The 25,194-nt window shown below is 63.9% G+C and carries 32 protein-coding genes; 12 read left to right on the top strand and 20 right to left on the bottom strand.

Going from position 1 to position 25,194, the window contains the following annotated elements; all coding sequences use genetic code 11:
- Positions 1-29 precede the first annotated feature (29 nt).
- Positions 30-1,478: a succinylglutamate-semialdehyde dehydrogenase gene (gene astD / locus K3152_RS01075; RefSeq protein WP_221572256.1), complete on the top strand. Its 1,449-nt coding sequence runs from the start codon at positions 30-32 to the stop codon at positions 1,476-1,478.
- Between the two features lie 97 nt (positions 1,479-1,575).
- Here astD and K3152_RS01070 read toward each other — a convergent pair whose 3' ends face one another.
- Positions 1,576-2,091: a glycine zipper 2TM domain-containing protein gene (locus K3152_RS01070; RefSeq protein WP_247713100.1), complete on the bottom strand. Its 516-nt coding sequence runs from the start codon at positions 2,089-2,091 to the stop codon at positions 1,576-1,578.
- Between the two features lie 181 nt (positions 2,092-2,272).
- Here K3152_RS01070 and rarD point away from each other — a divergent pair, with 181 nt between their 5' ends.
- Positions 2,273-3,175: an EamA family transporter RarD gene (gene rarD, locus K3152_RS01065; RefSeq protein WP_221572255.1), complete on the top strand. Its 903-nt coding sequence runs from the start codon at positions 2,273-2,275 to the stop codon at positions 3,173-3,175.
- On the opposite strand, the gene pyrC is transcribed toward rarD, so the two are convergent.
- Complete coding sequence (gene pyrC / locus K3152_RS01060) at positions 3,153-4,199, bottom strand: dihydroorotase (protein ID WP_221572254.1); 1,047 nt, start codon at positions 4,197-4,199, stop codon at positions 3,153-3,155. The genes rarD and pyrC overlap by 23 nt on opposite strands.
- A gap of 39 nt (positions 4,200-4,238) precedes the next feature.
- Here pyrC and ygfZ point away from each other — a divergent pair, with 39 nt between their 5' ends.
- Complete coding sequence (gene ygfZ / locus K3152_RS01055) at positions 4,239-4,982, top strand: CAF17-like 4Fe-4S cluster assembly/insertion protein YgfZ (protein WP_221572253.1); 744 nt, start codon at positions 4,239-4,241, stop codon at positions 4,980-4,982.
- On the opposite strand, the gene K3152_RS01050 is transcribed toward ygfZ, so the two are convergent.
- Positions 4,963-5,562 (bottom strand): TetR/AcrR family transcriptional regulator, encoded by a 600-nt coding sequence (locus tag K3152_RS01050; RefSeq protein WP_040963333.1) that lies wholly within the window; start codon positions 5,560-5,562, stop codon positions 4,963-4,965. The two genes, ygfZ and K3152_RS01050, sit on opposite strands and share 20 nt — an antisense overlap.
- 116 nt (positions 5,563-5,678) lie before the next feature.
- On the opposite strand from K3152_RS01050, the gene K3152_RS01045 reads away from it, so the two are divergent.
- Positions 5,679-6,554: a metal-dependent hydrolase gene (locus K3152_RS01045; RefSeq protein ID WP_221572252.1), complete on the top strand. Its 876-nt coding sequence runs from the start codon at positions 5,679-5,681 to the stop codon at positions 6,552-6,554.
- Between the two features lie 60 nt (positions 6,555-6,614).
- Here K3152_RS01045 and K3152_RS01040 read toward each other — a convergent pair whose 3' ends face one another.
- The 3 genes from K3152_RS01040 to rplU all read right to left on the bottom strand — a co-directional run bounded on the left by K3152_RS01040 (position 6,615) and on the right by rplU (position 8,123).
- On the bottom strand, positions 6,615-7,154 hold the full coding sequence (locus K3152_RS01040) for a GNAT family N-acetyltransferase (RefSeq protein WP_221572251.1): 540 nt from the start codon (positions 7,152-7,154) through the stop codon (positions 6,615-6,617).
- Between the two features lie 211 nt (positions 7,155-7,365).
- Entirely contained in the window at positions 7,366-7,635 is a 270-nt protein-coding gene (gene rpmA, locus K3152_RS01035) for a 50S ribosomal protein L27 (protein WP_006833595.1), read from the bottom strand.
- Positions 7,636-7,646: 11 nt separating this feature from the next.
- Positions 7,647-8,123: a 50S ribosomal protein L21 gene (rplU, locus tag K3152_RS01030; protein ID WP_221572250.1), complete on the bottom strand. Its 477-nt coding sequence runs from the start codon at positions 8,121-8,123 to the stop codon at positions 7,647-7,649.
- A gap of 220 nt (positions 8,124-8,343) precedes the next feature.
- On the opposite strand from rplU, the gene K3152_RS01025 reads away from it, so the two are divergent.
- Positions 8,344-8,826, top strand: a complete 483-nt coding sequence (locus tag K3152_RS01025; protein ID WP_221572249.1) for a hypothetical protein — start codon at positions 8,344-8,346, stop codon at positions 8,824-8,826.
- 10 nt (positions 8,827-8,836) lie between these two features.
- Entirely contained in the window at positions 8,837-9,517 is a 681-nt protein-coding gene (locus K3152_RS01020; protein WP_221572248.1) for a Crp/Fnr family transcriptional regulator, read from the top strand.
- A gap of 7 nt (positions 9,518-9,524) precedes the next feature.
- Here the strand turns inward: K3152_RS01020 and K3152_RS01015 are convergent, their stop codons facing one another.
- The 14 genes from K3152_RS01015 to coxB form a co-directional block, all read right to left on the bottom strand.
- The gene (locus K3152_RS01015) at positions 9,525-9,950 is read right to left on the bottom strand and encodes a hypothetical protein (protein ID WP_221572247.1); all 426 of its coding nucleotides are present in this window, start codon (positions 9,948-9,950) and stop codon (positions 9,525-9,527) included.
- A 61-nt stretch (positions 9,951-10,011) separates the two neighbouring features.
- Complete coding sequence (locus K3152_RS01010; protein WP_221573049.1) at positions 10,012-10,437, bottom strand: molybdenum cofactor biosynthesis protein MoaE; 426 nt, start codon at positions 10,435-10,437, stop codon at positions 10,012-10,014.
- 46 nt (positions 10,438-10,483) lie between these two features.
- Positions 10,484-10,726 carry a MoaD/ThiS family protein gene (locus tag K3152_RS01005; protein ID WP_221572246.1) on the bottom strand — a complete coding sequence of 81 codons (243 nt, stop codon included), beginning with the start codon at positions 10,724-10,726 and terminating at the stop codon, positions 10,484-10,486.
- Positions 10,723-11,028: a Rossmann fold domain-containing protein gene (locus K3152_RS01000; protein ID WP_221572245.1), complete on the bottom strand. Its 306-nt coding sequence runs from the start codon at positions 11,026-11,028 to the stop codon at positions 10,723-10,725. Before K3152_RS01000 ends, K3152_RS01005 begins: the two co-directional genes overlap by 4 nt.
- The gene (locus K3152_RS00995) at positions 11,025-11,399 is read right to left on the bottom strand and encodes a dihydroneopterin aldolase (protein WP_221572244.1); all 375 of its coding nucleotides are present in this window, start codon (positions 11,397-11,399) and stop codon (positions 11,025-11,027) included. Before K3152_RS00995 ends, K3152_RS01000 begins: the two co-directional genes overlap by 4 nt.
- 64 nt (positions 11,400-11,463) lie before the next feature.
- Positions 11,464-12,354, bottom strand: a complete 891-nt coding sequence (locus K3152_RS00990) for a class I SAM-dependent methyltransferase (protein ID WP_221572243.1) — start codon at positions 12,352-12,354, stop codon at positions 11,464-11,466.
- The gene (thrC, locus tag K3152_RS00985; RefSeq protein WP_221573048.1) at positions 12,354-13,742 is read right to left on the bottom strand and encodes a threonine synthase; all 1,389 of its coding nucleotides are present in this window, start codon (positions 13,740-13,742) and stop codon (positions 12,354-12,356) included. Before thrC ends, K3152_RS00990 begins: the two co-directional genes overlap by 1 nt.
- 51 nt (positions 13,743-13,793) lie before the next feature.
- The gene (locus tag K3152_RS00980) at positions 13,794-14,387 is read right to left on the bottom strand and encodes an SURF1 family protein (protein ID WP_221572242.1); all 594 of its coding nucleotides are present in this window, start codon (positions 14,385-14,387) and stop codon (positions 13,794-13,796) included.
- 78 nt (positions 14,388-14,465) lie between these two features.
- Complete coding sequence (locus K3152_RS00975; protein ID WP_221572241.1) at positions 14,466-15,287, bottom strand: cytochrome c oxidase subunit 3; 822 nt, start codon at positions 15,285-15,287, stop codon at positions 14,466-14,468.
- Positions 15,288-15,446: 159 nt separating this feature from the next.
- Positions 15,447-16,016 (bottom strand): cytochrome c oxidase assembly protein, encoded by a 570-nt coding sequence (locus K3152_RS00970; protein WP_221572240.1) that lies wholly within the window; start codon positions 16,014-16,016, stop codon positions 15,447-15,449.
- Between the two features lie 126 nt (positions 16,017-16,142).
- Positions 16,143-17,066, bottom strand: coding sequence for a heme o synthase (locus K3152_RS00965; RefSeq protein WP_221572239.1), 924 nt, complete (start codon positions 17,064-17,066; stop codon positions 16,143-16,145).
- A 32-nt stretch (positions 17,067-17,098) separates the two neighbouring features.
- A complete protein-coding gene (locus tag K3152_RS00960; protein WP_247713099.1) occupies positions 17,099-18,058 on the bottom strand; it encodes an alpha/beta fold hydrolase in 960 nt (319 codons plus the stop codon).
- Positions 18,059-18,138: 80 nt separating this feature from the next.
- Complete coding sequence (gene ctaD, locus K3152_RS00955; protein ID WP_221572238.1) at positions 18,139-19,854, bottom strand: cytochrome c oxidase subunit I; 1,716 nt, start codon at positions 19,852-19,854, stop codon at positions 18,139-18,141.
- A gap of 56 nt (positions 19,855-19,910) precedes the next feature.
- A complete protein-coding gene (gene coxB / locus K3152_RS00950) occupies positions 19,911-20,972 on the bottom strand; it encodes a cytochrome c oxidase subunit II (RefSeq protein WP_425594661.1) in 1,062 nt (353 codons plus the stop codon).
- Positions 20,973-21,185: 213 nt separating this feature from the next.
- Here coxB and pyrE point away from each other — a divergent pair, with 213 nt between their 5' ends.
- From pyrE to K3152_RS00920, 6 genes are read left to right on the top strand one after another with little or no spacing between them, the layout of a single operon-like run.
- Positions 21,186-21,767 (top strand): orotate phosphoribosyltransferase, encoded by a 582-nt coding sequence (gene pyrE / locus K3152_RS00945; RefSeq protein WP_221572237.1) that lies wholly within the window; start codon positions 21,186-21,188, stop codon positions 21,765-21,767.
- Positions 21,764-22,519 carry a pyridoxine 5'-phosphate synthase gene (locus tag K3152_RS00940; protein ID WP_247713098.1) on the top strand — a complete coding sequence of 252 codons (756 nt, stop codon included), beginning with the start codon at positions 21,764-21,766 and terminating at the stop codon, positions 22,517-22,519. Before pyrE ends, K3152_RS00940 begins: the two co-directional genes overlap by 4 nt.
- Positions 22,516-22,785 carry a pyridoxal phosphate biosynthetic protein gene (locus K3152_RS00935; protein WP_221572236.1) on the top strand — a complete coding sequence of 90 codons (270 nt, stop codon included), beginning with the start codon at positions 22,516-22,518 and terminating at the stop codon, positions 22,783-22,785. Before K3152_RS00940 ends, K3152_RS00935 begins: the two co-directional genes overlap by 4 nt.
- Positions 22,782-23,183, top strand: a complete 402-nt coding sequence (acpS, locus tag K3152_RS00930) for a holo-ACP synthase (RefSeq protein WP_221572235.1) — start codon at positions 22,782-22,784, stop codon at positions 23,181-23,183. Before K3152_RS00935 ends, acpS begins: the two co-directional genes overlap by 4 nt.
- Positions 23,180-24,052, top strand: coding sequence for a signal peptidase I (gene lepB, locus K3152_RS00925; protein ID WP_221572234.1), 873 nt, complete (start codon positions 23,180-23,182; stop codon positions 24,050-24,052). Before acpS ends, lepB begins: the two co-directional genes overlap by 4 nt.
- Entirely contained in the window at positions 24,049-25,194 is a 1,146-nt protein-coding gene (locus K3152_RS00920; protein WP_221572233.1) for an AI-2E family transporter, read from the top strand. The genes lepB and K3152_RS00920 overlap by 4 nt, the downstream gene beginning before the upstream one ends.

Raw genomic sequence — 25,194 nt, 5'->3', positions numbered from 1 at the left:
GGGCAACGGGTTCAAGGACAGGCGAATAAGTGGCCGAAAAGATGATTTCCACCGAGCCGGCGACAGGCGACCAGATCTGGCGTGGCAAGGTCGGCAGTGTCGATGATGCAATGGAACGCGCGCTCGCTGCCAAGCGCGGCTGGGCGAGCGAGTCCGTATCGAAACGCATGGAATTCATGCGCCGCTTTGCCAACCAGGTCCTCAAACACTCCGAACCCTTCGCTGAACTCATCGCGCGCGAGACGGGCAAGCCCCTGTGGGAGGCCCGCACCGAAGTCGAGGCGGTCAAGAACAAGGTCGAGATTTCCATCAAGGCCTATGCCGAGCGCACCGGCCAGAAGAAGCTCGACAGCGCGCTGCAGGGAAGCGCGGCGCTGCGCCACAAGCCGCATGGCGTGATGGCTGTGCTCGGCCCCTATAACTTCCCCGCGCACCTGCCCAACGGCCACATCGTTCCGGCGCTCATCGCGGGCAATGTCGTGGTCTTCAAGCCGAGCGAGAAGACGCCTGCGGTCGGCGAATTCCTGACCAAGTTGTTCCACGAAGCCGAAGTGCCCGAGGATGTCATCCAGTGCGTCCATGGCGGTGCGGCGACCGGCAAGGCGCTGGTCGGCCATCCCGATATCGACGGCCTGCTGTTCACCGGCTCGGCGCAGGCGGGCATCGCCATCAACAAGAAACTGGCCAGCAACCCGGCCAAGATCGTTGCGCTGGAGATGGGCGGCAACAACCCTATCGTCATGCTGCCGACGCCGAAAATCGAGGATGCGGCGGTCACCATCATCCAGTCGGCCTTCACCACCGCGGGCCAGCGCTGCACCGCCGCGCGCCGCCTGATCGTGCCCGACGAGATCTATGACGACATCATCCCGGCAGTCAAAAGCCTGTCCGGGCGGCTGCTGGTCGACGAACCCTTCGCCGACCCGCAACCCTTCATGGGCACGGTCATCGACAACGATGCCGCCGATATCCTGCTGCAGAGCCGCGAGGCACTGCTCGATCACGGGGCGGAGGACATTCTCGAGATGACCCGTCCGAAGGAAGGCTTGCCCTTCCTCACCCCCGGCATCGTGGAAACCACTGCCATCGACGAGCGGCCCGACGTCGAACTGTTCGGCCCGCTGCTTCAGGTCATCCGCGTCAAGGATTTCGACGAGGCCATCGTCGAGGCTAACAACACGCGTTACGGCCTGTCGGCCTCGCTCATCGGCGGCGAGCCCAAGGATTTCGAGAAGTTCTGGAGCGAAGCGCGCGCCGGTATCGTCAACTGGAACCGCCCGACCAATGGCGCATCGTCAGCTGCGCCTTTCGGCGGCATCGGCCTGTCGGGCAACCATCGCCCTGCAGCCTATTACGCGGCCGATTACTGCGCCTATCCGGTCGCCAGCACCGAGGTCGACCAGCCGCGTGCCAGCATCGGCGTGGGCCTGAAGGATGCGAACAAGGGTCCGCGCAAGTCCAAGGACGCACACAAGTAAAGAGGCGCCGCCCGGTCTCCCGGACGACGCCTCGACACGATCCCTGCGGGGTTCGTGCTCTTGGCCGCGGGTGGGCACGGCCTCGAGAGGGGTATTCTTAACCGCAGCGGGTGTTCGAGCGGTCGATCGACCGGCCGAGCAGCGCGCCTGCAGCACCGCCGACAATCGCGCCGAGCGTGCGGTCTCCGCCGCGACCGGCCACTTCATGGCCGATCAGCGCGCCGACACCTGCCCCGACCAGCAGGCCGGTGGTGCCGTCTTCCTTGCGGCAGTAATAACGGTTGTCGCGGCCACGCCAGATGCGGGTGTCGCGGTAAACCGGGCGGCCCCAGTTGCGGTCATAACGCATGTAATAGGGACGCTCACGGTAATAGCGGCGGTCATCGCGGTAGTAGCGGCGCTCGTCATAGCGACGCGCGTGGTGGTGGCGATGCTTGCGCTTCTTGTATTTCTTGTGATGCTTGCCGTGCTCAAAGGTCATGTCGACACCCACGGCGGCATTGGCATGTGCCTGCGGTGCGGCATGGGCGGGAACGGCTGCAGCGGCCGGCATGGCCAGCGTGAGGCCGGTGGCGGCAATGGCCAGCGAAAGGGTCTTGGTGAGCTTCGGCATAATCACTTCCTTCGGTCGTATTCGACTCGGGTTTCCTGTTGACCCGTTCAGCAATACGCCCGCTTTCCTGAACCGAATGCAACGTCGGCGTCAGAATTCGGATTATCGACGAGCCGTGATTTTCCAGCTGACGAGATGAAGCTTGCGGGCGCGCCCAAGCCCGCCTAACCGCGCTTCATTCATGGAGACGACAGGAACCGAACACCCGAAGACGGGTCTCGCCGCAGCGCTCGGGGCCTATGTCATCTGGGGTTTCCTGCCGCTCTACCTCATCCTCGTGCGCGAAGTGCCGGCGTTCGAATTCGTCGGCTGGCGCATCATCTGGACGCTGCCGCTGTGCCTGCTCATCGTGGCGGTGCGGAAGCAATTGCCGCAACTGATTGCCGCGCTCTCCAACCGCAGGACGTTGGGCTGGCTGCTGCTCTCCTCCACGCTCATCGCGGTGAACTGGGTGGTCTATGTCTGGGCCATCCAGAAGGGCTACATCTACGCCGCCAGCCTCGGCTATTACATCAACCCGCTGGTCAATGTGCTTCTCGGTACGCTGCTTTTGAAGGAGCAATTGTCGCGCCCGCAATGGGCGGCGGTCGCGCTGGCGGCGGTGGGCGTGTCGCTGCTGCTCGGCGGGGCGTTGACGACGCTCTGGATAAGCCTGACACTGGCGCTGAGCTTCGGCACCTATGGCCTCATCCGCAAGCAGGTCGATGTTGGCGCGCTCCCCGGCCTGACTATCGAATCCATGCTGCTGCTCATCCCTTCGGCGGCAGTCACCTTTTATTATGCCGGGCTTCCCGCAGGCTCATCCTTCACGCAAGATACAGGCCTCAGCCTCGCCATTATGCTGGGCGGCGCGCTGACGGCTATCCCGCTGCTGATGTTCGCTATTGCCGCACGGCGACTGCCCTATTCGACGCTGGGCTTCATCCAGTTTCTCGCGCCCAGCATCGTCTTCGTGCTGGGCCTGACCGTCTTCGGCGAAGACCTGAAGCCGGTGCAAGCCGCCTGCTTCGCCTGCATCTGGGCGGCAGCGGCCATATTCGTGTGGGACTTGTGGTCGCGCTCTAGGAAGCCAGCCGCCACTTGAGCGTTTCGCCCGCGTGGAAGGGCACGATTTCGGCCCCGCCGCCATCGACCTCTGCGGGCACCTCCACCGGTGCCTTCTCCAGTGTCACCGTGCCCTCGTTGACCGGCAAGCCGTAGAACGCCGGACCGTTGAGGCTGGCGAAGGCCTCGAAATGTTCGAGCGCATTTTCCTCGTCGAACACGGTGACATAGCTTTCGAGCGCGAAGGGCGCGTTGAATATGCCCGCACAGCCGCAATCACTTTCCTTTGCGTGGCGGTGGTGCGGCGCGCTGTCGGTGCCGAGGAAATATTTGGCCGACCCCGAAGTCGCAGCCTTGCGTAGCGCCAGCCGGTGCTCTTCGCGCTTGGCGACAGGGAGGCAGAACATGTGCGGGCGAATTCCGCCGACAAGGATGGCGTTCCGGTTGATGTGCAAATGCTGCGGCGTGATGGTTGCGCCGACATTCGATCCGGTGGCGTCCACGAATTCGGCCGCCTGCTTCGTCGTGATGTGTTCGAAAATGACCTTGAGTTCCGGCATCCGCTCGACCAGCGGTGCGAGGATGCGGTCGATGAACACCGCCTCGCGGTCGAAGATGTCGATATCGGCATGGGTAACTTCGCCATGGACGCAGAGCGGCATGCCGACCTCGGCCATCTTTGCCAGCACGCCTTCGATATTGGCGACATCGGTCACGCCGTGCGCGGAATTGGTCGTCGCACCGGCGGGATAGAGCTTGGCCGCCGTCAGCACGCCGTCCGCGAAACCGGTCGCAAGGTCGTCGGCATCGGTCTCGTCGGTGAGATAGGCGGTCATCAGCGGCGTGAATTCGATACCCTCGGGCACGGCCTCGAGAATCCGGTCGCGGTAGGCGGCAGCCAGCGCGCTGGTGGTCACCGGCGGCGCGAGGTTCGGCATCACGATGGCGCGCGCGAACTGGCGCGCGGTGTGCGGAACGACCGCGCGCATGGTCGCACCGTCGCGGAAATGGAGGTGCCAGTCGTCGGGGCGGCGGATGGTCAGCGATTCGGTGGGCGTGCTCATGACGGTTGCCTATGGCGGCGGGCGGCCTATCTGTCACGCATGACAGCCACCCGCCTGATGAACCGCGCCGTTGTTCGCGTGACCCCGACAGACGACTGCGAGAGCGTCACCGACTTCCTGCAGGGTCTGCTCACCAACGACGTGAAGAAGCCCCTGCCCGTCTATACAGGCCTGCTGACCCCGCAGGGCAAGGCGCTGTTCGACATGCTGGTCTGGCCAGCGGGAGATGGCGGATTGCTGCTCGACTGCGAGGCCGAATTTGCCGGGGAGCTTGCGAAACGCCTCTCGCTCTACCGCCTGCGCCGGAAGATCGACATCGCAGTGGACGAGAGCGTTGCAGTCCATTGGGAAAAGCACGGCGGGGATGGCGGCGCCGCCGATCCGCGGCTCGCCGCGCTGGGTCAGCGCTGGCTGGCACCAGCCCTGGAAACCGACGAGGCTGCCGACGAAGACTACATAGCCCACCGCGTCGCGATGGGCGTGCCCGAGGGCCGCTCCGAACTGGGCGACATATTGTGGCTCGAAACCAATGCGGTCGAACTGCACGGGGTGGCCTTCGACAAGGGTTGCTACATCGGCCAGGAAAACACCGCGCGCATGAACTGGCGCAGCAAGGTCAACCGGCGGCTGGTGGTGGTCCCGCTCGACAAGTCCGACGAGAAGCGCCGCAAGGTAGCTTACGAGGATCTCGGCCTTGCCGTCGATCATCTGCGGGTGAGCGATATCGACATCGAGAGCGCGCCCGAATGGATGCGCTCAGGGCTTACGCCTTCGGAAGTGTAGCCTCCAGCGAACGCACCAGCATCCGCTCCGCACGGTCACGCGCGGCGGTTTCGGGAAGGCCGAGCGAACGAGACAGCGCCCCGCCGATCAGCGCATCACCCATCGCCATCAGTACGAGCGCCAGGGTCTCTTCGTGGACCTGCGTGGCATTGCCCGAATGGGCGGCCTCTTCGGGTGCAATCTCGTCGACCAGCCGATGGATTGTCTCGACGATGGGAGTGAGAGCATCCTCGTTGCCGGTCAGGATCATCCAGCTGGCGAGCGCGCCAGCACCTTCCTTGTCGAAAGCATCGAAGGCGAGGTCGACCACCTCGCGCGGACTTCCCAACCCCGCCCTGCTCGCGCGGACTGCATCGGCGATGGTCGCGCACACGGCCTGCGCGAGATGACCGGCAAGCGCCTTCTGCAGTCCTGCCGCCGATCCGAAATGGTGCAGCAAATTCGCATGCGTGCGCCCGATACGGCTCGCCACCGCCTTCAGCGTCACCGATTGCGGACCTGTTTCGATAAGCAGGCCGCGCGCGGCTTCAAGCGCTGCGAGGCGCGATTCTTCGGGAGATAAACGCTTGCGAGTAGCCATGTCGGAAACGCGTTAACCCATCGGGCGCGTTTCGGAAAGCGGCATGGGCAAGCTTATTGACATCTATGTCAGTAAGCACTACTTACAACAATGTAAGTTAACTCCCGGAGCCTTCCATGAACGCCCCCGTCACGATCGACACCGACACCGCCAATTCACCGGCACCTGCAGACCTCACCATCACCGTGCGCGACGAGCGCTTCAACCGCGGCACCACCCCGCGGCGCTGGTGGGCGGGCGAGCCCTTCGGCACCGCCTGGCACAACGCGCTTTCCGCCACGTTCCCGCGCGGCGAGGCGTTCTTTATCGAGGCGGTGAAGGCCCACCGCGAGGGTGCAGACCCGAAGCTGGCGGAAGAAATCCGCGCCTTCGTGCGCCAAGAAATCAACCACACGCGCGAGCACATCGCCTTCAACCGCCTTGCCGAAGACCATGGCTACAATATCAAGGCTATCGATGGCCGCGTTGCCGAGATGCTGGCTATGTTCAAGGGCCGCCCGGAATACCTCAACCTCGCCTCGACCATGGCGCTGGAACATTACACCGCGATGATGGCCGCCGAATTCCTCGGCAATCCGGCCCATTTCAAGGATGCCGACCCCGAGGTCCGCGCCATGTGGGAATGGCATTCGGTCGAGGAAATCGAGCACAAGGGCGTGGCCTTCGATACCTGGAACCACGCGACCAGGGACTGGTCCAAGTGGCGCCGCTACAAGGTGCGCAACATCATGATGCTGCTGGTCACCGCGCGCTTCTTCAAACACCGCTGGGAAGACACGCTCGAATTGCTCGAGCAGGATGGCATCACCGGCTGGAAAGCCAAGTGGGGCCTGCTGAAGTACCTCACCGTCAAGCCCGGCGTGGTGCGCCGCATCTTCCCCGCGTGGCTGGCCTATTTCAAGCCCGGCTTCCACCCGTGGGACCACGATGACCGCGCGCTCATCGGCAAGCACGAAGGCGAATTCGAAGCCGCGCTGATGCCGGCCGAATAACCCCGAGCTATCGGGTCGCAAACGAAAGGCCCCGCGAGATCGCTCGCGGGGCCTTTTTTATCAGGCGGCTTGCAGGCTGGGCCCGGTTTCCGCTTCGAGTTCGAGGCGAAACATCACGCATTCCGCTTCCTCGCCCCTGCCGCAGCTATGGCGCATCGCGCTCTTGCCGGTGGGCACGAAGCCGAGCTTCCTGAGGACCTTTCCGGAGGCCGGGTTGTCGGTGAAGTGGCCGGCACGCAGGCGCGTGTGGCCGAGCAGCCGGGCCACCTCGAGGATGCCGCGACCGGCCTCGGTGGCAAAGCCCTGCCCCCACGCGGGCCGCGCAATCCAGTATCCCAGTTCGGTCCCGCCTTCACCCGGATCGATGCCGATACAGCCGATCAGTTCGGACCCCTTCGCGCCCGGACGGGTAATGAGGAATTTCGGATAGAGCGGTTCCGCCTCGCGCATGACGAATTGGCGGGCATGTTCGGGGAGATACGGCCAGGGCGCACTGGCAAGATTGCGGACGACACCCTTGTCGGCGATTCCGCCAAACAGTGCTTCTGCATCTTCGGGCCAGGCAGGCCGCAACAGCAGCCTTTCGGTGACATGGAACATTGGTATTCTCCCCGTAGGACCACGCTCCGGGCTCCTAGGCCGGACACGTGACAATTGCGTGATGGCGAAAGGAATTTCCGCCCATGCGATTTTCGAAGAGGGAGAAACGACAAGAGGGAGACGGGTCGGCCCCATCTCCCTCTTCGTCTGCCGGGTCGTTAGCCCGGCTGGGACCGTCTCGTCTGGACGATCCCGTTATCGGAGCGTCCGTTTATTCGGCAGCTTCAGCCATCTGGTCGACCGATACGTATTTGCGGCCGAGCTTGCCCGAGTGGAATCGGACGACGCCATCGGTAAGCGCGAACAGCGTGTGGTCCTTGCCCATGCCGACGTTGACGGCCGGGTAGAACTTCGTGCCGCGCTGGCGCACGATAATGTTGCCGGCGACGACGTTTTCGCTGCCGAACTTCTTTACACCAAGACGACGACCGGCTGAGTCGCGACCGTTACGCGATGAACCGCCTGCTTTTTTATGTGCCATGGTTCAGATCCTTACTTCTTGGATTCGGTCTTCTTGGCTGCTGCCTTCTTGGCAGGAGCCTTCTTGGTAGCCGCTGCCTTCGCGGGCGCAGCCTTCTTGGCCTTGGGCGAAGCCTTCTCTTCCGAAGTATCCTTCTTCGGAGCAGCCTTCTTTTCTTCGGCCTTCTTCGGAGCAGCCTTCTTGGCGCTGCCGGTGCCGACGTCGGTGATGCGCAGCAGGGTCATCATCTGGCGATGACCGTTCTTGCGGCGATAGTTGTGACGACGACGCTTCTTGAAGACGACGACCTTCTCGCTCTTCGCCTGTGCGATGATTTCGGCCGAAACCGTCACCTTGGCGGCGTCTTCGATCTTGTCGCCTTCGCCGGCGAGCAGGACGTCGCCCAGCGTAATGGTGTCACCGGCTTCGCCAGCCAGCTTCTCAACCGCGATCTTGTCTCCGGCGGCAACCCGGTATTGCTTGCCGCCCGTGCGCACTACTGCGAACATGGTCGTATCTCTCGTTACAAATTGCTGTGCCGCATCCTTGCGAATCTACGGCGCGCCCGTCGACCCGTTGGTGTACGGGCCCGGAAAGAAGCGTGCCGTTAGGCGAAAGGCTTTCCCAAGTCAACGCAGAAGCGGTTCCTTTTTTGCCTTTCGCGCTGGCACGCGCACTCTGCCATGCTATGTGGCAGCCATGCCTGCAATTGCAAGAACTATGCTAGCCTTGTCCCTTGCCGCTCTCGTGGGGGCCTGCGCGAGCACGAGCGAGGAGTACCCTTCCCTTGCCGTGCGCGATGCCGAGCGGGCGCAGGGCCAGTTCTATACGGGCGAGCCTGCGCGCCTCGACGTGCCGCCCGTAGACGTCGATCTGGCGGGAGGGCTCTCGGCACGACTCGCTGCGCTGGTGACGGCAGCCGAGGAAGCCCATGCCGAGTTCGTTTCCGTCGAGCCGCGCGCTGCACGGCTCGTGGCAGCGGCGGGCGATAGGGGGAGCGACAGCTGGGCTGCCGCACAGGTCGCGCTGGCAGAACTCGATTCGGCGCGCAGCCGAGCCGCGATTCCGCTTGGCGACCTCGACATGATCTACACCGCCACGCGCGTGGCGGCACAGGACACTTCAGACATCGAGGCGGCCCGGAACCGCGTCATCGCGCTCGTTGGCGAAGAAGACGCCGCGCTGGAAGACCTGCGCGCCCGGATCCGCTAAGGTATTCCGCATGAGTTTAGCCTGTGACACCTGCCCCGTCCGCGATCGCGCGGCCTGTGCCGTTCTCGAAGAAGACCAGCGAGACGAATTGGCCAAGGCCGGCCGCACACGGACCTTGTCCAAGGGCGAAACGCTTTTCACGGCCGGCGAGAGCCTGGCGGCCTGTGCCACGCTCAAGAAGGGTGCCCTCAAGATAACCTCGACCGATATCGACGGGCGCGAGCGAATCCTGTCGCTGGTGCACCCGAGCGGGTTCATCGGGGAGATGTTCGGCCCCTACATGCGGCATGACGTGGTTGCGCTGGGCGATGCGGAACTGTGCGTGTTCTCCGGCCCCGACTTCCAGCGGGCGATCGAGCGTTATCCCCGGCTCGGGCAGGCGCTCCTGCGGCGCACGCAGGAAGACCTTTTCGCCAGCCGCGAATTGCTGGCGCTGACCGGCAATGCATCGGCCGAAACGCGTGTCGCAGGTGCGCTGGTCTCCTTCGCGCGGGCAGCAAGCGATTCGCCTTGTCATCTTGCGACCCGGTTCGACCTGCCGCTGTCGCGCGGCGAACTGGCCGACATGCTGGGTCTTACTATCGAGACGGTCAGCCGGATGCTCACCAGGTTCGAACGGGAAGGCGCGATCCGGCGGACAGGAAAGCGCGGGATCGAACTGATCGACCCCGCGCTCCTCCCTCTCTCCTAGCGCTTTCCTAGCGCACCAGCGCGGCTACGGTCACCATGGCCACGCCCCAGCAGAAAATCAGGACCGGCAGGACGAGCATTTGCACGGCGGCTCCTCCGGCGCCCACCCTGCCGGTAGCCGTACCGACACCATCTCGGCGCAGCCGTGCCCAGGTCATCGGCTTCGAGGCCGAGTGCGGAGCCAGCCGCGTCCAGATCGCCGGAACACCGAAACCGGCGATGACGAAGAAAGCGAAGATCGTCATCGGAATGGCGAGGCCGGGCGACGAAAGTCCCGCTGCCATCACCGCGATGAAGCCGAGATAGAGCGCCACGGTCGCGCCGTAGAGCGCCTTGGGAAGCTCGAAGGTACGGTCGACCTCGTGACGATGCCGGGGAGCCGCAACGATGGCGGCCTGTTCGGCAATGATATCGCGGGTAAGGTGCTTCGACATTTACGATCTCCTTTGTTGGAGACCTTGTGCCGCGCCCCTACCGGGCTTTCCTTGATCGAGATCAAGTGCGGGGAGAATTCCACCGCGCAAGATCCGCGCGGTCGGCATCGCGGGGCTCGATCCAGTGCCAGCCGTCGTCCCTGCGCTCGCGCTTCCAGAACCATGCGGCGGACTTGAGATGATCCATCAGATGGTCCGCTGCCTCGAAGGCATTGCGGCGATGGCGCGCGGCGGTAGCGACGAGGACGATGGCCTCGCCCGGGTTCATCACCCCGATTCGATGCCAGACGAGAGCGCCGTCGAGGTCGAAACGGGTCCTTGCATTGGCTGCAAGCTCCTCCATTCCCGGCAGCGTCAGCGGTTCGTAATGGGTGAGTTCGAGAGCCCGCACATCGCCGTCTGGCCGAACCTTGCCGAGAAAGCTGACAACGCCGCCTGCCTCTTCGTGCGCAGCGTTGAACGCAGCCAACGCCTCACCGATCGACATGCCCTTCTCGAGCAGCCGAACATCGAGCGGCGTCGCGAGCACGAGCCTAGCCACCGCTGACCGGCGGCAACAGCGCCACTTCGTCGCCATCCTCGGCAATGAGCGCCCTCTTGTCGGCGAGCACCTTTCCCTTGCAGGCGATATTGACCCGGTCATCTTCCAGTTGGGCGGCAATTTTAGGACCGACCTGCTCGATGAGGCCTGCCCAGTCGAGCGGCGATGCGACTTCGCGCTCTTGCTCGCCCGCCAAATCGCGCAACGGACCGAGGAAGAGCAGCGTCACGCTCACGAGGCGGCTTCCAGGTACTGGCCGGTCACTCCCGGCGCCGCGGCGAGATAGGTCTCGATGGCAGCAAGCGCCTCGCCTTCGCCCGCCACGAGGTTCACACGGCCTGGGCTGTGCTTTCGCGCGAGCATGGCCGCGGCGGCCTTGCGCCATTCGCCATGGGTGTGGTCGGCGCTCTCCAGTGCCACGAGCACGTCCTGCCCCGCATCCAGCGCCCTTTCGATAGGGTCGAGCCAGTTCTGGTGGAATAGCCCTGCCGCCGCCAGCGGCTCCTCCGGCAGGCCTTCGACCTCGATACGCTTCATTCGCGCCGCTCGCGGTGGAGCGTGATGCCGATTTTCTCATCCGCCTCCGCAATCGCCAGCTTTACGATTTTCACCGTCACCGCCTCGACGCGCTTGTCCTGCAGGAACAGCGTCTCGCAGACATGATCGGCCACCGCCTCGATGAGCTTGAAATGCACGCCCTCGGGCAGCGCCTCGGATGCCGCGTGCTTCAAATCCATGTAATTCTTCGAATCGTCGAGCGGCGTGTCGGCATCGTAATGCCTCAGCGGCTTCATCCGCACCTGGATGGTAAAGCGCAGCGGCTGCGGCTTGCCGGTCTCTTCGGAGTAGATGCCGGTGAGCACGTCATGTTCGAAATCGGCGACTTCGAGGATAAGCGAATCGTTCATGGGAAAGTCCCTAGCGCATCACTCCGAAAAGTGGGCACCGGTTTTCGGATCGGGGGATGCGTAATCAAGCGCGCGGATTGGACCAGCGCGCGAAGATTGCCGTGGGCAGTAGGCGCCCGCCCTCCTCCTGCACGGCTAGATCGCCATGTTCGACCTTGCCGGGGAGGTCGGCGAAGACCTCTTCGAGCAGGCCGCCAAGCGCAAGGCTGCTCATCCGCACGGCGTAGACGGTGAGGAAGAGGAAGCTGCTGTCCTTGTCCAGAAGCTGGCGGCAGTCGGAAACGAGGTCGGGCAATCCCTGTTCAAGCCGCCATACCTCGCCATCGGGCCCGCGGCCGAACTTGGGCGGGTCGAGGATGATACCGTCGTAACGCCTACCGCGACGCACTTCGCGCGCGGTGTATTTCATCGCGTCCTCGACCAGCCAGCGCACGGGGCGGTCGTCGAGGCCTGCCAGCGCGGCGTTCTCGCGCGCCTGTGCGACCGACTTCTTGCTCGCATCGACATGGGTGACGCGGCCGTATTTGCTCAGTGCCTGCGTGCCGACGCCGGTATAGCCGAAGAGGTTCATCGTCTCGGCATCGGTGCGCCCTTCGAGCTGCTCGCCCATCCATGTCCACACGGGCGCCATGTCGGGAAAGAAACCGAGGTGGCGGAAGGGTGTGCACTGCGCGGTGAAGCGAACCTCCTCGCCCCAGCCTAGCGGCCAGCCATGTTCGGGTACGTCTTTCGAGAACTGCCAGCGACCGCCGCCGTCCTCGTCGCTGCCGGGGACGAATTCACCATGCGCGTCCCAATGGTCGAGCCTGGGCGACCACATGGCCTGCGGTTCGGGGCGAATGAAGCGGTAGTCGCCATAGGCTTCGAACTTGCGACCATGACCGCTGTCGAGCAGGCGGTAGCCGTCCCAGCCCTCGCCCACCATCAGCACCGGATTGCGTGTAAGCTCGGCCATCAGGTTGCGTGTCCAACGATGTGGTCGCGCACGGCCTCGTAAGTGCCGGGCAGTTCGACGAAGCTTTCCTCGCGCGCGAAGAGGTCGCCGACGCGCGCCGGAAGCCCCGGGCGGATGCCGGTCGCGCGTTCGACCGCATCGGGGAATTTAGCCGGATGCGCTGTGGCAAGCGTCACCACCGGGATGGCCGGGTCGATACCGGCAGCGCGCGCGGCGTGGAGGCCGATGGCGGTGTGCGGATCGAGCATCTCGCCGCATTGCTCATAGGCCCAGCGCATTGCCTGCGAGGTGTCGCCCTCGTCCGCGCGGGCACTGGTGAAGAGCGCCGCACCTTTGGTCTGGGCGTTGGTGAGGCGCATGGCCTTGGCCGTGTCGAAGCCGCGCATCTGTTCGGCCAGAGCCAAGCCGTCGCGTCCGCCGACATCGAACAGCAGGCGCTCGAAATTGGAGCTGACCTGGATATCCATGCTCGGCGCGCTGGTGGGCGTGACCGAGCCAGCGGAATAATCGCCTTCGCTGAGCGCGCGGTGGAGGATGTCGTTGACGTTGGTCGCGACGATGAGCTGCTCGATGGGCAGGCCCATGCGCGCGGCCACATGGCCTGCAAAGACATCGCCGAAATTGCCGGTGGGCACGCTGAAGGCAAGGCTTCGCTCCGGGCCGCCAAGCTGGAGCGAGGCGGCGAAGTAATAGACCACCTGCGCCATCAGCCGCGCCCAGTTGATGGAATTGACCGCGCCGATGCGGTGTTTCGCGGTCACGTCCTTGTCGGCGAAGATTCGCTTCACCATCGCTTGCGCATCGTCGAAGCTGCCGTCGATAGCGATGTTGTGGACATTGGGCGCGCGCACCGTGGTCATCTGGCGGCGCTGGACGTCGCTCACCCGGCCCTTGGGGTGGAGCATGAAAATCTCGACATTGTCGAGACCGGCCACCGCATCGATGGCTGCGCTGCCCGTGTCCCCGCTGGTCGCGCCGACGATGGTCAAGCTGCCCTCTTCGCGGCCGAGGAATTCCTCGAACAGCAGTCCGAGCATCTGCAGCGCCACGTCCTTGAAGGCGAGCGTGGGGCCGTGGAAAAGTTCGAGCACCCAGTGCTGCTCGTCCAGCTGCACCAGCGGCGTCACCGCCTTGTGGGCGAAGCGGCCATAGGCCTTGGCGGTGAGTTCGCGCAGGCGCTGAGGCGTCAGGCAATCGCCGACGAAAGGCTCCATCACCCGCGCGGCAAGTTCGGCATAGGGCAGGCCGCGCATGGCAGCGATTTCTGCGGCCGAGAACTGCGGCCAGCTTTCGGGCACGTAGAGCCCACCATCGCTGGCGAGACCCGCCAGGGTGACTTCGGCGAAATCGAGGCTCGGGGCCTCACCTCGGGTGGAGACGTATTTCATTGCGGGCATGCGGTTAGCCGCGCTGGCCCATGCGGGCAAGCAAGCGGGTGTTTAGTCCTCTTTAGCGCGAGTGCCGCCCGCGCCCGCCCGGCGCCGCAGCGCGAGGATGTAGATGGCCAGCGCCGTCAGCGCGAAAAAGAACCACTGCCCGGCATAGGCGAGGTGGTTGTTCGGGAGGGCGCGCGGGTCGGGGCTGGCGAGCGGTTCGAGGCCTGCAAGCCCGCTGGCGGAGACCACCCGGCCGCCCGGAGCGATAGTGCCGCGCACCTCGCCGCCCTGCCATTCGGCGGGCTCAGGGCGCAGCGACCAACCAATGTCTACATCGATTACGGCATCGCTCCCGCCTAACTTGCACGAGGCGCGCTGGGCCCAGCCCTTTCCGCCCCTATCGTTCGTTCCGGCACGCGGTGTGACGGACAGGACTTCGGCGCAATCGATGGTCGTGCGACGGTAGAGGACTGCATCCACCCCGGTCCCGTCCAGCGGATAGCGGGCCTCGGATGACATACGCAGATTCTGTTCCGCCTGCGCGATCAGCGCTTCCTTCTCGCCCATGCGCGAGAGCTGCCAGAAGCCGAGCGCAATCATCACGGCAATCGCGCCGGCGACGATGACGGTCGGGATAATCGGAATGCGTGTGGTCATGTCGGCCCCATAAGCGAAAGGGGCAGCCGCGGCGAACCGGGCTGCCCCATTTCTCGTGTCAGCGAATGCTGCTCGGCATCAGTGCGTTGCAGCGCCCCAGCCGCCCCAGACATAGACGACGGCGAAGAGGAACAGCCACACCACGTCGACGAAGTGCCAGTACCATGCAGCGGCTTCGAAACCGAAATGCTGGCGCGGGGTGAAGTGGCCCTTGTAGGCGCGCACGAGGCAAACGATCAGGAAGATCGTGCCGACCAGAACGTGGAAGCCGTGGAAGCCGGTCGCCATGTAGAAGGCCGAGCTGTAGGTGTTGCCACCGAAAGCGAAGGGCGCATGCGCATATTCATAGGCCTGGATCATCGTGAAGACGGCGCCGAGGATGATGGTCAGCCACAGGCCCTTCTTGAGCCCGTCACGGTCGCCATGGATGAGCGAATGGTGCGCCCAGGTCACCGTCGTACCCGAGCACAGCAGGATGAGCGTATTCAGGAGGGGAAGGCCGAAGGGATCGATAACCGCCTCGATAGCCGCGGGCGGGAAGGTCCCGCCGACCACCTCGGAGATTTCGCTAGGGAAGAGCGAGAAGTCGAACCAGCTCCAGAACCAGCCGACGAAGAACATCACTTCCGAAGCGATGAACAGGATCATGCCGTAGCGCATGTGCAGCTGGACGATCGGCGTGTGGTCGCCGCGCTCGGCTTCCTTCACGATATTCGAGAACCAGCTGAAGAAGGTGGCGATAAGGCCGGCGATGCCGAGGCCCAGCACGAGGTGCGCCGAAGGCATGTCGTGCATGAACAGCACCATGCCGCTGGTAAAGGTCAGTGCCGACAGCGAGCCGATGAAGGGCCAAATGTCGGGCTCGAGGATGTGATATTCGTGATTGACGTTACCAGCCATTGTACCTGTATCCTGGGTTTCGCTTTGCGGCTGCCCTTAATGCGCGATTGGGCGCGGGTCTAGGGGGCAATCCCCGATTTCCGTTTGGTTCGAGCGTAGTCGAGAACCGTTGGTGCGGGTGTGTCTCGACTTCGCTCGACACGAACGGTGATGTGGACCCTAGTTTGCGCCCTTCGCCTCGTGGAATGTATAGGAGAGCGTGATCTGCTCCACCCCTTCCATGTTCGGGTCGTCCAGCGCCTTGGGGTCGACGAAATAAAGCACGGGCATGCGCACTTCCTGCCCCGGCTGCAGCGTCTGCTCGGTGAAGCAGAAGCACTGGATCTTGTTGAAATAGGCCCCGGCCTGTTCAGGCTCGACATTGAAGGTCGCCGTGCCCGTTATCGGGCGGTCCGAATTGTTCTTGGCGAGGTAAATCGCCATGTCGCGCTGGCCGATGGTGACGGTGTCGGTTACCTGCTCGGGCCGGAAATCCCAGCCGAGGCCCGGCGCTGCATTACCGTCGAAGCGGATAGAAATCTGCTGCCCGCCCGCTGCCGAGGCGAGACGCTCCGCTATCGCGGCTTCGCTTTCGCTGGCGCGCTGCGTTGTGCCGCCGAAACCGGTGACCTGGCAGAAAAGTTCGTAAAGCGGGACTGCCGCATAACCCAGACCCAACATCGCCGCCGCGCCGAGCAGCGCGAGCATGCCGGTCCTGAGGTTACGCGATTCGAGGGTGGCAGTGGTCATTATCGCAGCCTCACATCCTTACGATGGTGATGGCATAGAACAGTCCGGCCATGAACAGCAGCACTCCGCCCACGACAAGGTTGCGGCTCTTCTGGCGGCGGCGGTATTCTTTTTCTTCTTCGGGCGTCATGCGAAGACTCCGTTGTAAGCAGCCACGCGGTCGACGACCAGCGCGGCGAACAGCGCGAACAGGTAAAAAATGCTGAAAGCGAAGAGGCGTTTCTCGAGGCTCATCTTGTCGCCCTCGCCTGCGGAGCGCAGGGCCACGGGGATGCTCATCAGCAGGAAGACCAGCGAGAGCAGGATGGCAGTCACCCCGTAGAAGGCCCCGGTCCCGCCGATGAACCACGGCGCCGCAGCAATGGGCACGAGAAGGATGGAATAGGCAAGGATCTGGCGGCGGGTCGAGCGTTCGCCCTTCACCAGCGGCATCATCGGGATACCGACCTTGGCGTAATCGCTCTGCACGAACAGCGCGAGCGCCCAGAAATGCGGCGGGGTCCAGAAGAAGATGATGGCGAAGAGCAGGATCGGCATCAGCGTGACGTCGCCCGTCACCGCTATCCAGCCGATCATCGGCGGGAAGGCCCCTGCCCCGCCCCCGATAACGATATTCTGCGGCGTGCGGGGTTTGAGCCAGATGGTGTAGACCACGGCGTAATAGATGATGCTCAGCAGCAGGATGGCTGCCGCAAGCCAGTTCACGCCCAGCCCCATGATGACCACCGAGGCGGCCGAGATCAGGATGCCGAAATCGCGCGCGTCGGTGCGGTTCATCCGGCCAGCGGGAAGCGGACGCTTGGAGGTGCGCTTCATGCCCGCATCGATGTCGGCTTCCCACCACTGGTTGAGCGCCGCCGCCCCGCCCGCGCCCAGCGCGATGCAGAGGATGGCAGTGAAACCGATGACCGGGTGGATGCTGCCCGGAGCGGCCAGCAGGCCGCACAGGCCGGTGAAGATGACAAGGCTCATCACGCGCGGCTTGGTCAGCGCGAAAAAGTCGCGCCAGTCCGCGGGGAGCTGGGTGGTGGTGGGGGCAGCTTCGGTCATGTGGATTCGTTTCTGCCGCGCCCTATAGAAGGTCAGACCCGCTTAATCCAGTCAATGAGGATACGGTTCACCTCATCAGGGCGCTCCTGCTGGGTCCAGTGGCCCACGCCGTCGAGGATATGGCCTTCGACCGTGGGCGCGAACATCTTCATCAGGGCGACCGGATCGGTCACTGCGCCGAAAAGATAAGTCGCCGGATCGCGGGTGCCGCCGATGAACAGCGCGGGCTGTTCGATACGCTTGCCCTGCCATCCCTGCAGCCACTCGTAATCGGCCACATGGTTGCGATAGCGGTTGAGGGGCCCGCGAAAGCCTGATTGCTTGAATTCCGCCTCGTAGAAATCGAGGTCGTCCTCGGTCAGCCAGCGGACCGGCGCAGGGTCGGGCAGGCCTTCGAGGAAGGTCGCGCCATAGGGCTTGGACCAATAGTCGCCCGGCGGGACGTCGCCGCTGATCGAATACATCATGCGCGCCACCCAGTCGCGCGGGTCCTTCTCGGCCTCGGCCTCGGCGACACCCGGCTCCTGGAAGTATTCCTGGTAAAAGAACTTGCCCTGGCTCGTGAAGTGTTCATCGAACACCTCGGTGAAGGGGCGGCTTGGCACGCCTGCAAAGGGGACCGACAGGCCCGCGACGGCGCGGAAGTGTTCGGGGTGGGTGAGAGCGGTGTTCCACACGATGGGCGCGCCCCAGTCGTGGCCGACGAGGATGGCGGGCTGGTCGGGCTGGAGCGCCATCTTCAGCCCGACGAGGTCGCCGACGATACGCTCCATCGCATAGGCCGCAATCTCGTGCGGCTTGTCCGAGCCGCCATAGCCGCGCACATCGATGGCGCAGACGGTGAAGCCCGCCTCTGCGAGCGGGGTTAGTTGGTGGCGCCAGCTGTACCAGCTTTCCGGGAAACCGTGGACCATGATGACGAGCGGACCGTCACCCTCGATCGCGCAGCGCAGGCTCAGCTCGCCCACGTCGATTGTCCGCATCTCGCGCATCGCAAATCCTTCCGGCCCAAAACAAAACGGCCGGCCCCTCATGGGACCGGCCGCTTGTCTTTGTCCAGTACGCTTGCCGCTCAGTGAGCCGGCTTCGCGTCACCGATATGGTCGTGGTAATCGTGGTGGTCCTCGATCACCGGCAGTTCGCTGAACTGGTGAAACGGCGGCGGGCTCGACAGGCTCCATTCGAGCGTCGTTGCGCCTTCGCCCCAGTAGTTCGCACCGACCTTCTTGCCTGCGAACAGCGTGTAGAACACGTTGACGAAGAAGAAGATCATCGAGAACGCCATGATGTGATAGCCGTAGGAGCTGATTTCGTTCCAGAAGGTATAGGCTTCCGTGTAATCGGGATAGCGACGCGGCATGCCCTGCCACCCGAGGAAGTGCTGCGGGAAGAAGATCACGTTCACGCCGATAAAGAACAGCCAGAAGTGGATATGGCTGAGCAGTTCGGAGTGCATCTTGCCGCACATCTTCGGGAACCAGTAGTAGAACCCTGCGAACATCGAGAAGACGGCACCCATCGACAGCACGTAGTGGAAGTGGGCAACCACGAAGTAGGTGTCGTGCACCACGTCGTCCACGCCGCCATTGGCGAGGTAGACGCCGGTCACGCCGCCGACGGTAAAGAGGAAGATGAAGCCAAGCGCCCAGACCATCGGGCTCTTGAACTCGATCGAGCCGCCCCACATCGTGGCGATCCAGCTGAAGATCTTCACGCCGGTCGGAACCGCGATGACCATGGTGGCCGCGGTGAAGTACATCTTCGTGTTCACGTCGAGGCCCACGGTGTACATGTGGTGCGCCCAGACGATGAAGCCGACCACGCCGATGGCGACCATGGCATAGGCCATGCCGAGGTAACCGAAGACCGGCTTGCGGCTGAAGGTCGCGACGATCTGGCTGATCATGCCGAAGCCCGGCAGGATCATGATGTAGACTTCGGGGTGGCCGAAGAACCAGAACAGGTGCTGGTAAAGGATCGGGTCGCCGCCGCCGCTCGGATCGAAGAAGGTCGTGCCGAAGTTACGGTCGGTCAGCAGCATGGTGATGGCCGCGGCCAGCACCGGCAGTGCGAGCAGCAGCAGGAAGGCGGTAACCAGCACCGACCATACGAACAGCGGCATCTTGTGCAGGGTCATGCCCGGCGCACGCATGTTGAAGATGGTGGTGATGAAGTTGGTCGCGCCAAGGATCGAACCGGCACCGGCAAGGTGCAGCGAGAAGATGGCGAAGTCGACTGCCGGACCCGAAGAGCCCGAGGTCGAGAGCGGTGCGTAGACCGTCCAGCCCGTGCCTGCGCCCGGACCCGTGCCGCCGGGCACGAAGAGCGAGAACAGCAGCGAGACGAAACCGGCGACCGTCAGCCAGAACGAGATGTTGTTCATGCGCGGGAACGCCATGTCGGGCGCGCCGATCATCAGCGGCACGAACCAGTTGCCGAAGCCGCCGATCATCGCGGGCATGACCATGAAGAAGACCATGATCAGGCCGTGGGCGGTGATGAACACGTTCCACATGTGCAGTGCCGTGTCGAAATCGGGCGTGCCGCCCATGAATTCGGCCCAGAACTGCAGGTACTGGATACCCGGTTCGGCGAGCTCGGCACGCATGATGCCCGAGATACCGCCACCGATGATGCCGGCGAAGATCGCGAAGATCAGGTAGAGCGTACCGATGTCCTTGTGGTTGGTGGACATGAACCAGCGCGCGAAGAAGCCGGGCTTGTGGTCGGCATGATCATCGTGAGCGTGGTCCGCATGGGCCTGGAAGTTGTCTGCGGTGGTAGCCATCGGTCGGTCTCTCGGCTTCGTATATTAGAAAAAGCTAATTGTCAGGTTGCGTTGTGTCAGGCAACCGGTGCGGCGCCTGCGCCCGGCGCGCCTTCGACGGCGCTTTCAGGCTCCTGCGTCGGCGGCAGGGAGGGGTCGGCTTCGATACCTTCCTCATCCGCTCCGGCGATGGTGCCACCCTGCGCGAGCACCCAGGCATTGTACTGGTCCATCGGCAGCGCCTCGACGACAATCGGCATGAAGCCATGTCGCGCGCCGCACAGCTCGGAGCACTGGCCGTAATAGACGCCCGGCTCGTCGACCTGGAAGATACGCTCGTTCAGGCGGCCCGGGACACCGTCCATCTTGAACCAGAGGCTCGGCACGGCGAACGAGTGAATGACGTCGGCGGCGGTCACCTGGAGGCGGATGGGAACGCCCGCGGGCACGACCATGCGGTTGTCGACGGCCAGCTGCTCCGGACCATCGGTATCGGTGCGCGCGCGCGCATCGCCGCGGGTCGGGTCATCTTCTTCCTTCAGCATGTTCGAGACGATCTCGAAGTCGCCATTGTCGGGATAGGCATAGCCCCAGTACCACTGGTAACCGATCGCCTTGATGGTGATGGCGTCCTTGGGCGGGGTTTCGTACTGGCGGGCGATCAGCGTGATCGAGGGAATCGCGATGGCCAGCAGGATCAGCGCGGGAACAACCGTCCAGATGACTTCGATCAGCGTGTTGTGGCTGGTCTTCGAAGGCACGGGGTTGGCACCCTTGCGGAAGCGGAAAATCACGTAAAGCAGCAAGGCGAGCACGAAGATGCTGATACCCGCCATCACCCAGATCAGACCGTAATGGAGGCCGTAGGCGAACTCGCCGTCCTCGGAATATTGCGGCTGGATGTCCCAGCCACCGGCAACCGGCATGCCCTTGCCTTCGGTCGGGGCCATCGGCGTATAGGCATCGCTGCCGGCCGAAACCGCCTCCGGGTCTGCCACATCGGCAACATCTGCCGGATCGGCGGATTCGAGTTGCTCGGTCGCTGCGGCATCCTGAGCCATGGCGGCAGGCGTGCCGATAACCAGCGAGAAGGCCAGCGCCAGGCTGGCTACGATCCGGTGAAATCCGAGAGTTTTCATTACGTTGGAACTCTTTCGTGTCATGTCGTCTGTCGCGCCGTCAGCTCATGCGAATCCAGCGAACACGCGTGAATCCGCCCCTCAAGCGAGGCCCGATTGCGATGCGCCCTATAGGCAGGGTTTCCGCCAGCCTCAAGCGGTACGGGATAAAAATGTGAGCGATGGCTTTGCCCCTTGCGCAATCGCGCGCAAGGCGCTTTGGACATTGGCACCATGACACAAGAAGAAATCCTCTCCGAATTCCGCGCCAGCGAAGCCCTGCTCGAAGGCCATTTCCTGCTCTCCAGCGGGCGCCACAGCGGACATTATCTGCAATGCGCACGCGTGCTGATGAATCCGGAACGCGCCGGACGGCTCGCGCTTGCCCTCGCCCAGAAGCTGCCGCGCGACATCCGGAGCCAGATCGACGTGGTGGTGAGCCCCGCGATGGGCGGCATCATCATCGGGCAGGAAATGGGCCGCGCGCTGGGCAAGGACGCGATGTTCCTCGAACGGCCCGAAGGTGAATTCCACCTGCGCCGCGGCTTCCGGCTCGAACCGGGTGCAAAGGTGCTGATGGTGGAGGACGTGGTCACCACCGGCCTCTCCAGCCGCGAGGCGATTGCCGCCGTGGCACGCGAAGGCGGCGAGGTCATCGCCGAGGTCGCGCTGGTCGATCGCAGCAATGGCGAGGCGGATCTGGGTGTGCCCTTCTTCCCGCTGATCGACATCAACTTCCCGACCTATGCCGATGACGAGGTCCCCGCTGATCTGGCGGCCATCGAAATTACCAAGCCCGGGAGCCGCAAGGCTTGACCCCCCCGCTGCGTCCCAACCCGCTCAGATTGGGCGTCAACATCGACCACGTCGCCACCATTCGCAATGCGCGCGGCGGCGACCATCCGGACCCGGTGCGTGCAGCCGAACTCGTGGCGAGTGTCGGAGGCGACGGGATCACCGCGCACCTGCGCGAAGACCGCCGCCACATCCGCGATGCGGACCTGAAGCGCATCCAGGAAGCGACCGACCTGCCGCTCAACCTCGAGATGGCGGCGACCGAGGAAATGCTCGAGATAGCGCTCAAGCATATGCCGCATGCCGCCTGCATCGTCCCCGAGAAGCGCGAGGAGCGCACGACCGAGGGCGGGCTCGACGCGGCGGGCCAGCACAACACGCTCGCGCCCATCGTATGGAAGCTGCGCGACAACGGCATTCGCGTCTCGCTCTTCATTGAGGCGGACGAACGGCAATTGGACGCTGCGCTGCGGCTGGGCGTACCGGTGGTCGAATTCCACACCGGCGAATACGCCCACGCCCATCTCGAGGGTGACAGCGAACGCCTGTCGCGCGAACTGAAGCGAATTGCCGACATGTCCGCGCTGGCCGCCAAGAACGGTATCGAGCCGCATGCCGGCCACGGGCTCACTTACGAGAACGTTCAGCCCATTGCCGCCATCCCGCAGTTGGCCGAGCTCAACATCGGCCACTACCTCGTCGGCGAGGCGGTCTTCGTCGGGCTGGAGCAGGCGGTGCGCCACATGCGCGAACTGATGGACGACGCGCGGTGAGCGAAGAACTTACCCGCTCTGCCAAGCTCTGGGCGCTGGCGGGGGCAATTCCCTTCCTCTTGTCCATCCTCCTCCTCGGTTTCGCCCTGTCGCGCCAAGTGCTCGTGCCCTTCGCCATCGGCTGGCCGATAATCCAGGTTTTCGGCTACTGGGGGTCGCTCAAGCGCGCGGCCGGCCAGGTCGACCATCCGCTGGTCAAGACACAGGTCATCCTTCACTGGACGATGATCGCCATCCTTATCGGCATCGCAGCGAGGGTCCTGTGATTATCGGAATGGGCAACGACCTCACCAATATGGACCGCATCGCCAACTCGCTGGAGCGGTGGGGCGAGAAATTCGAGCGACGTTGCTTCACCGATATCGAGCGCGCCAAGGCCGACAAGCGCCCCTTCACCCGCGTCGGCACCTTCGCCAAGCGCTGGGCAGCGAAAGAAGCCTTCGCCAAGGCCGTCGGCACGGGTTTCTCGCGCGGCGTCTTCCACAAGGACATCGGCGTGGTAAACGCGCGTTCCGGCGCGCCGACGCTTCAACTCACCGGCGGTGCTGCACTAAGGCTTGCCGAAATGATGCCGCATGGCCATGAGGCGCGCATTCATCTCACCCTCACCGACGACCATCCATGGGCGCAGGCATTCGTGATTATCGAGGCCTTCCCGCAATGAGCGCAGACACTGCCGACGTGACCGACCATATCGAAAAGAAGAAGAAAGACGAAAAGGTGGACTGGCTGGCGGAAATCCGCGGCCTTTCGCTGATGCTGCTGGCCGTCTTCGCCTTCCACAGCTTCATCGCCAAGCCGTTTTACATCCCGTCGGAATCGATGCTGCCCAACATGCTGGTCGGCGACCGTCTGGTGGTGAGCAAGTACCCCTATGGCTGGAACTGGTCCTCGGTCAGCTTCCACCTCGCCCCGCGCGGCGACTGGCGGATTGCCGGAGCGACGCCCGAATATGGCGATATCGTCATCCCCGTGCATCCCGAACGCGACGAGGACTATATCAAGCGCGTGGTCGCCCGCCCGGGTGACCGGATCGCGGTCCGCGACGGCCAGATCATCCTCAACGGCCAGCCCGTGCCGCAGGAAGCCGAGCCGCCGCTCGACCTGCCGGTGGACGAGAACTCGCGCTGCTTCGGCTTCGGGGACCCGAGTTTCCTCGTCACCGATGACGACGGCACGCAGGTCTGCCGCGTTCCGGTCTATCGCGAAACCATGCCCAATGGCGCAAACTATCTCGTCATCGACCACATGAACCAGCCGCTCGACGACTATCCCGAGACGGTCATTCCGGCTGGTCATGTCTTCGTCATGGGCGACAACCGCGACCACTCCGCCGACAGCCGCGACGACTTCTCGCGCGGACTGATGGGCCCGGTCCCGCTGGAGAATATCGGCGGACGCGCGGAGTTCATCACCTTCTCGCTCGATGGAACCACCACGCTCAATCCGGTTTCTTGGTTTACCAGCTTGCGCGAAGACCGCGCCTGGACCACGCTGCGTCCCGCAATAGCGGAAGGGAACGAGGCCGAATGAGCGAGACATCGTCGGGAAACAAGAGCGACCCGGTCAGCAATGACGACCTCGCCTATCACGACGATCCTGGTGCCAGCCCGACATATATCGGCAATCCCGAGCTGCGGTTCGAAGCCGGCCGCGCGCTCGTCTGGGCGCTGGTCATCGGTCTTGTCTGGCTGACGGTCCACATCTCGCAGTCGCTGCTCGTCATCTTCGGTGCGATGGTGTTTGCCTGCATGGTCGATGGCGGCGCGCGCCTGCTTGGCAAGGCTCTGCCCATCGCTCGCAGCTTCCGGGTGGCCATCGTGCTGGTCCTCGTCACCGCCTTCTTTATCTGGCTGGGCTATTTTGCCGGCTCCCAGATTTCGCAGCAGGCCGCCGAATTCCCGTCCATCATCAACGAGCAACTCGGCCGCGCGATTGCCACTCTCCAGGACAAGGGCTTTGCGATCAACACTGCCGATATCGAGCGCTTCGCGGGCAGCATGGCGAGCGGGGTCGGCACCGTCACCAAGGCCATCGGCGGCATCTTCGGCGGGCTGACCACGCTGCTGCTCATCGTCATCATCGGCATCTATCTCGCCATCGATCCGCGCCTCTACGAGCGCGGGGTGGCCTGGATGATCCCGGGCAAGAAGCGCGGCGCTTTCTACGACACGCTGAGCCACCAGGCCTACACGCTGCGCCGGCTGATGGCTGGGCGCCTCGTGGGCATGGCGTTCGAGGGCTTTTTCACCTGGGTCATGCTGGCCTTCGGCGGCATGCTTATCGGACTTGAGCCAGTACCCATGGCCGCGCTTCTCGGCCTTCTTACCGGCCTGCTTGCCTTCATCCCCAATATCGGCGCGATTATCTCGGGCGTGCTGATGGTGCTGGTCGGCTTCTCCGGCGGAACCGACATGGGCCTCTATACGATTTTCGTTTATTTCCTCGTCCAGAACTTCGACGGCTATGTGCTCGTGCCGCTGATCGCCAAGAAGACTGTCGACCTTGCGCCGGCACTCGTCCTTTCGGCACAGCTCATCTTCGGCGTCCTGTTCGGCCTCCTCGGCCTCGCGCTGGCCGATCCGCTGCTGGCGATGATCAAGGTCGCGCTGGAACGGCGGAGCGCAAGGGTGAAGGGCGAGGTCGAACCCGCACAAGCTCCGGAGCCCGCCTGA

It is taken from the genome of Qipengyuania polymorpha, assembly GCF_019711435.1.
GTDB classification, from domain to species: Bacteria; Pseudomonadota; Alphaproteobacteria; order Sphingomonadales; family Sphingomonadaceae; genus Qipengyuania; species Qipengyuania polymorpha.
Note: the sequence above shows the minus strand (reverse complement) of the source record. Positions and strands in the feature narration are given on the sequence as shown.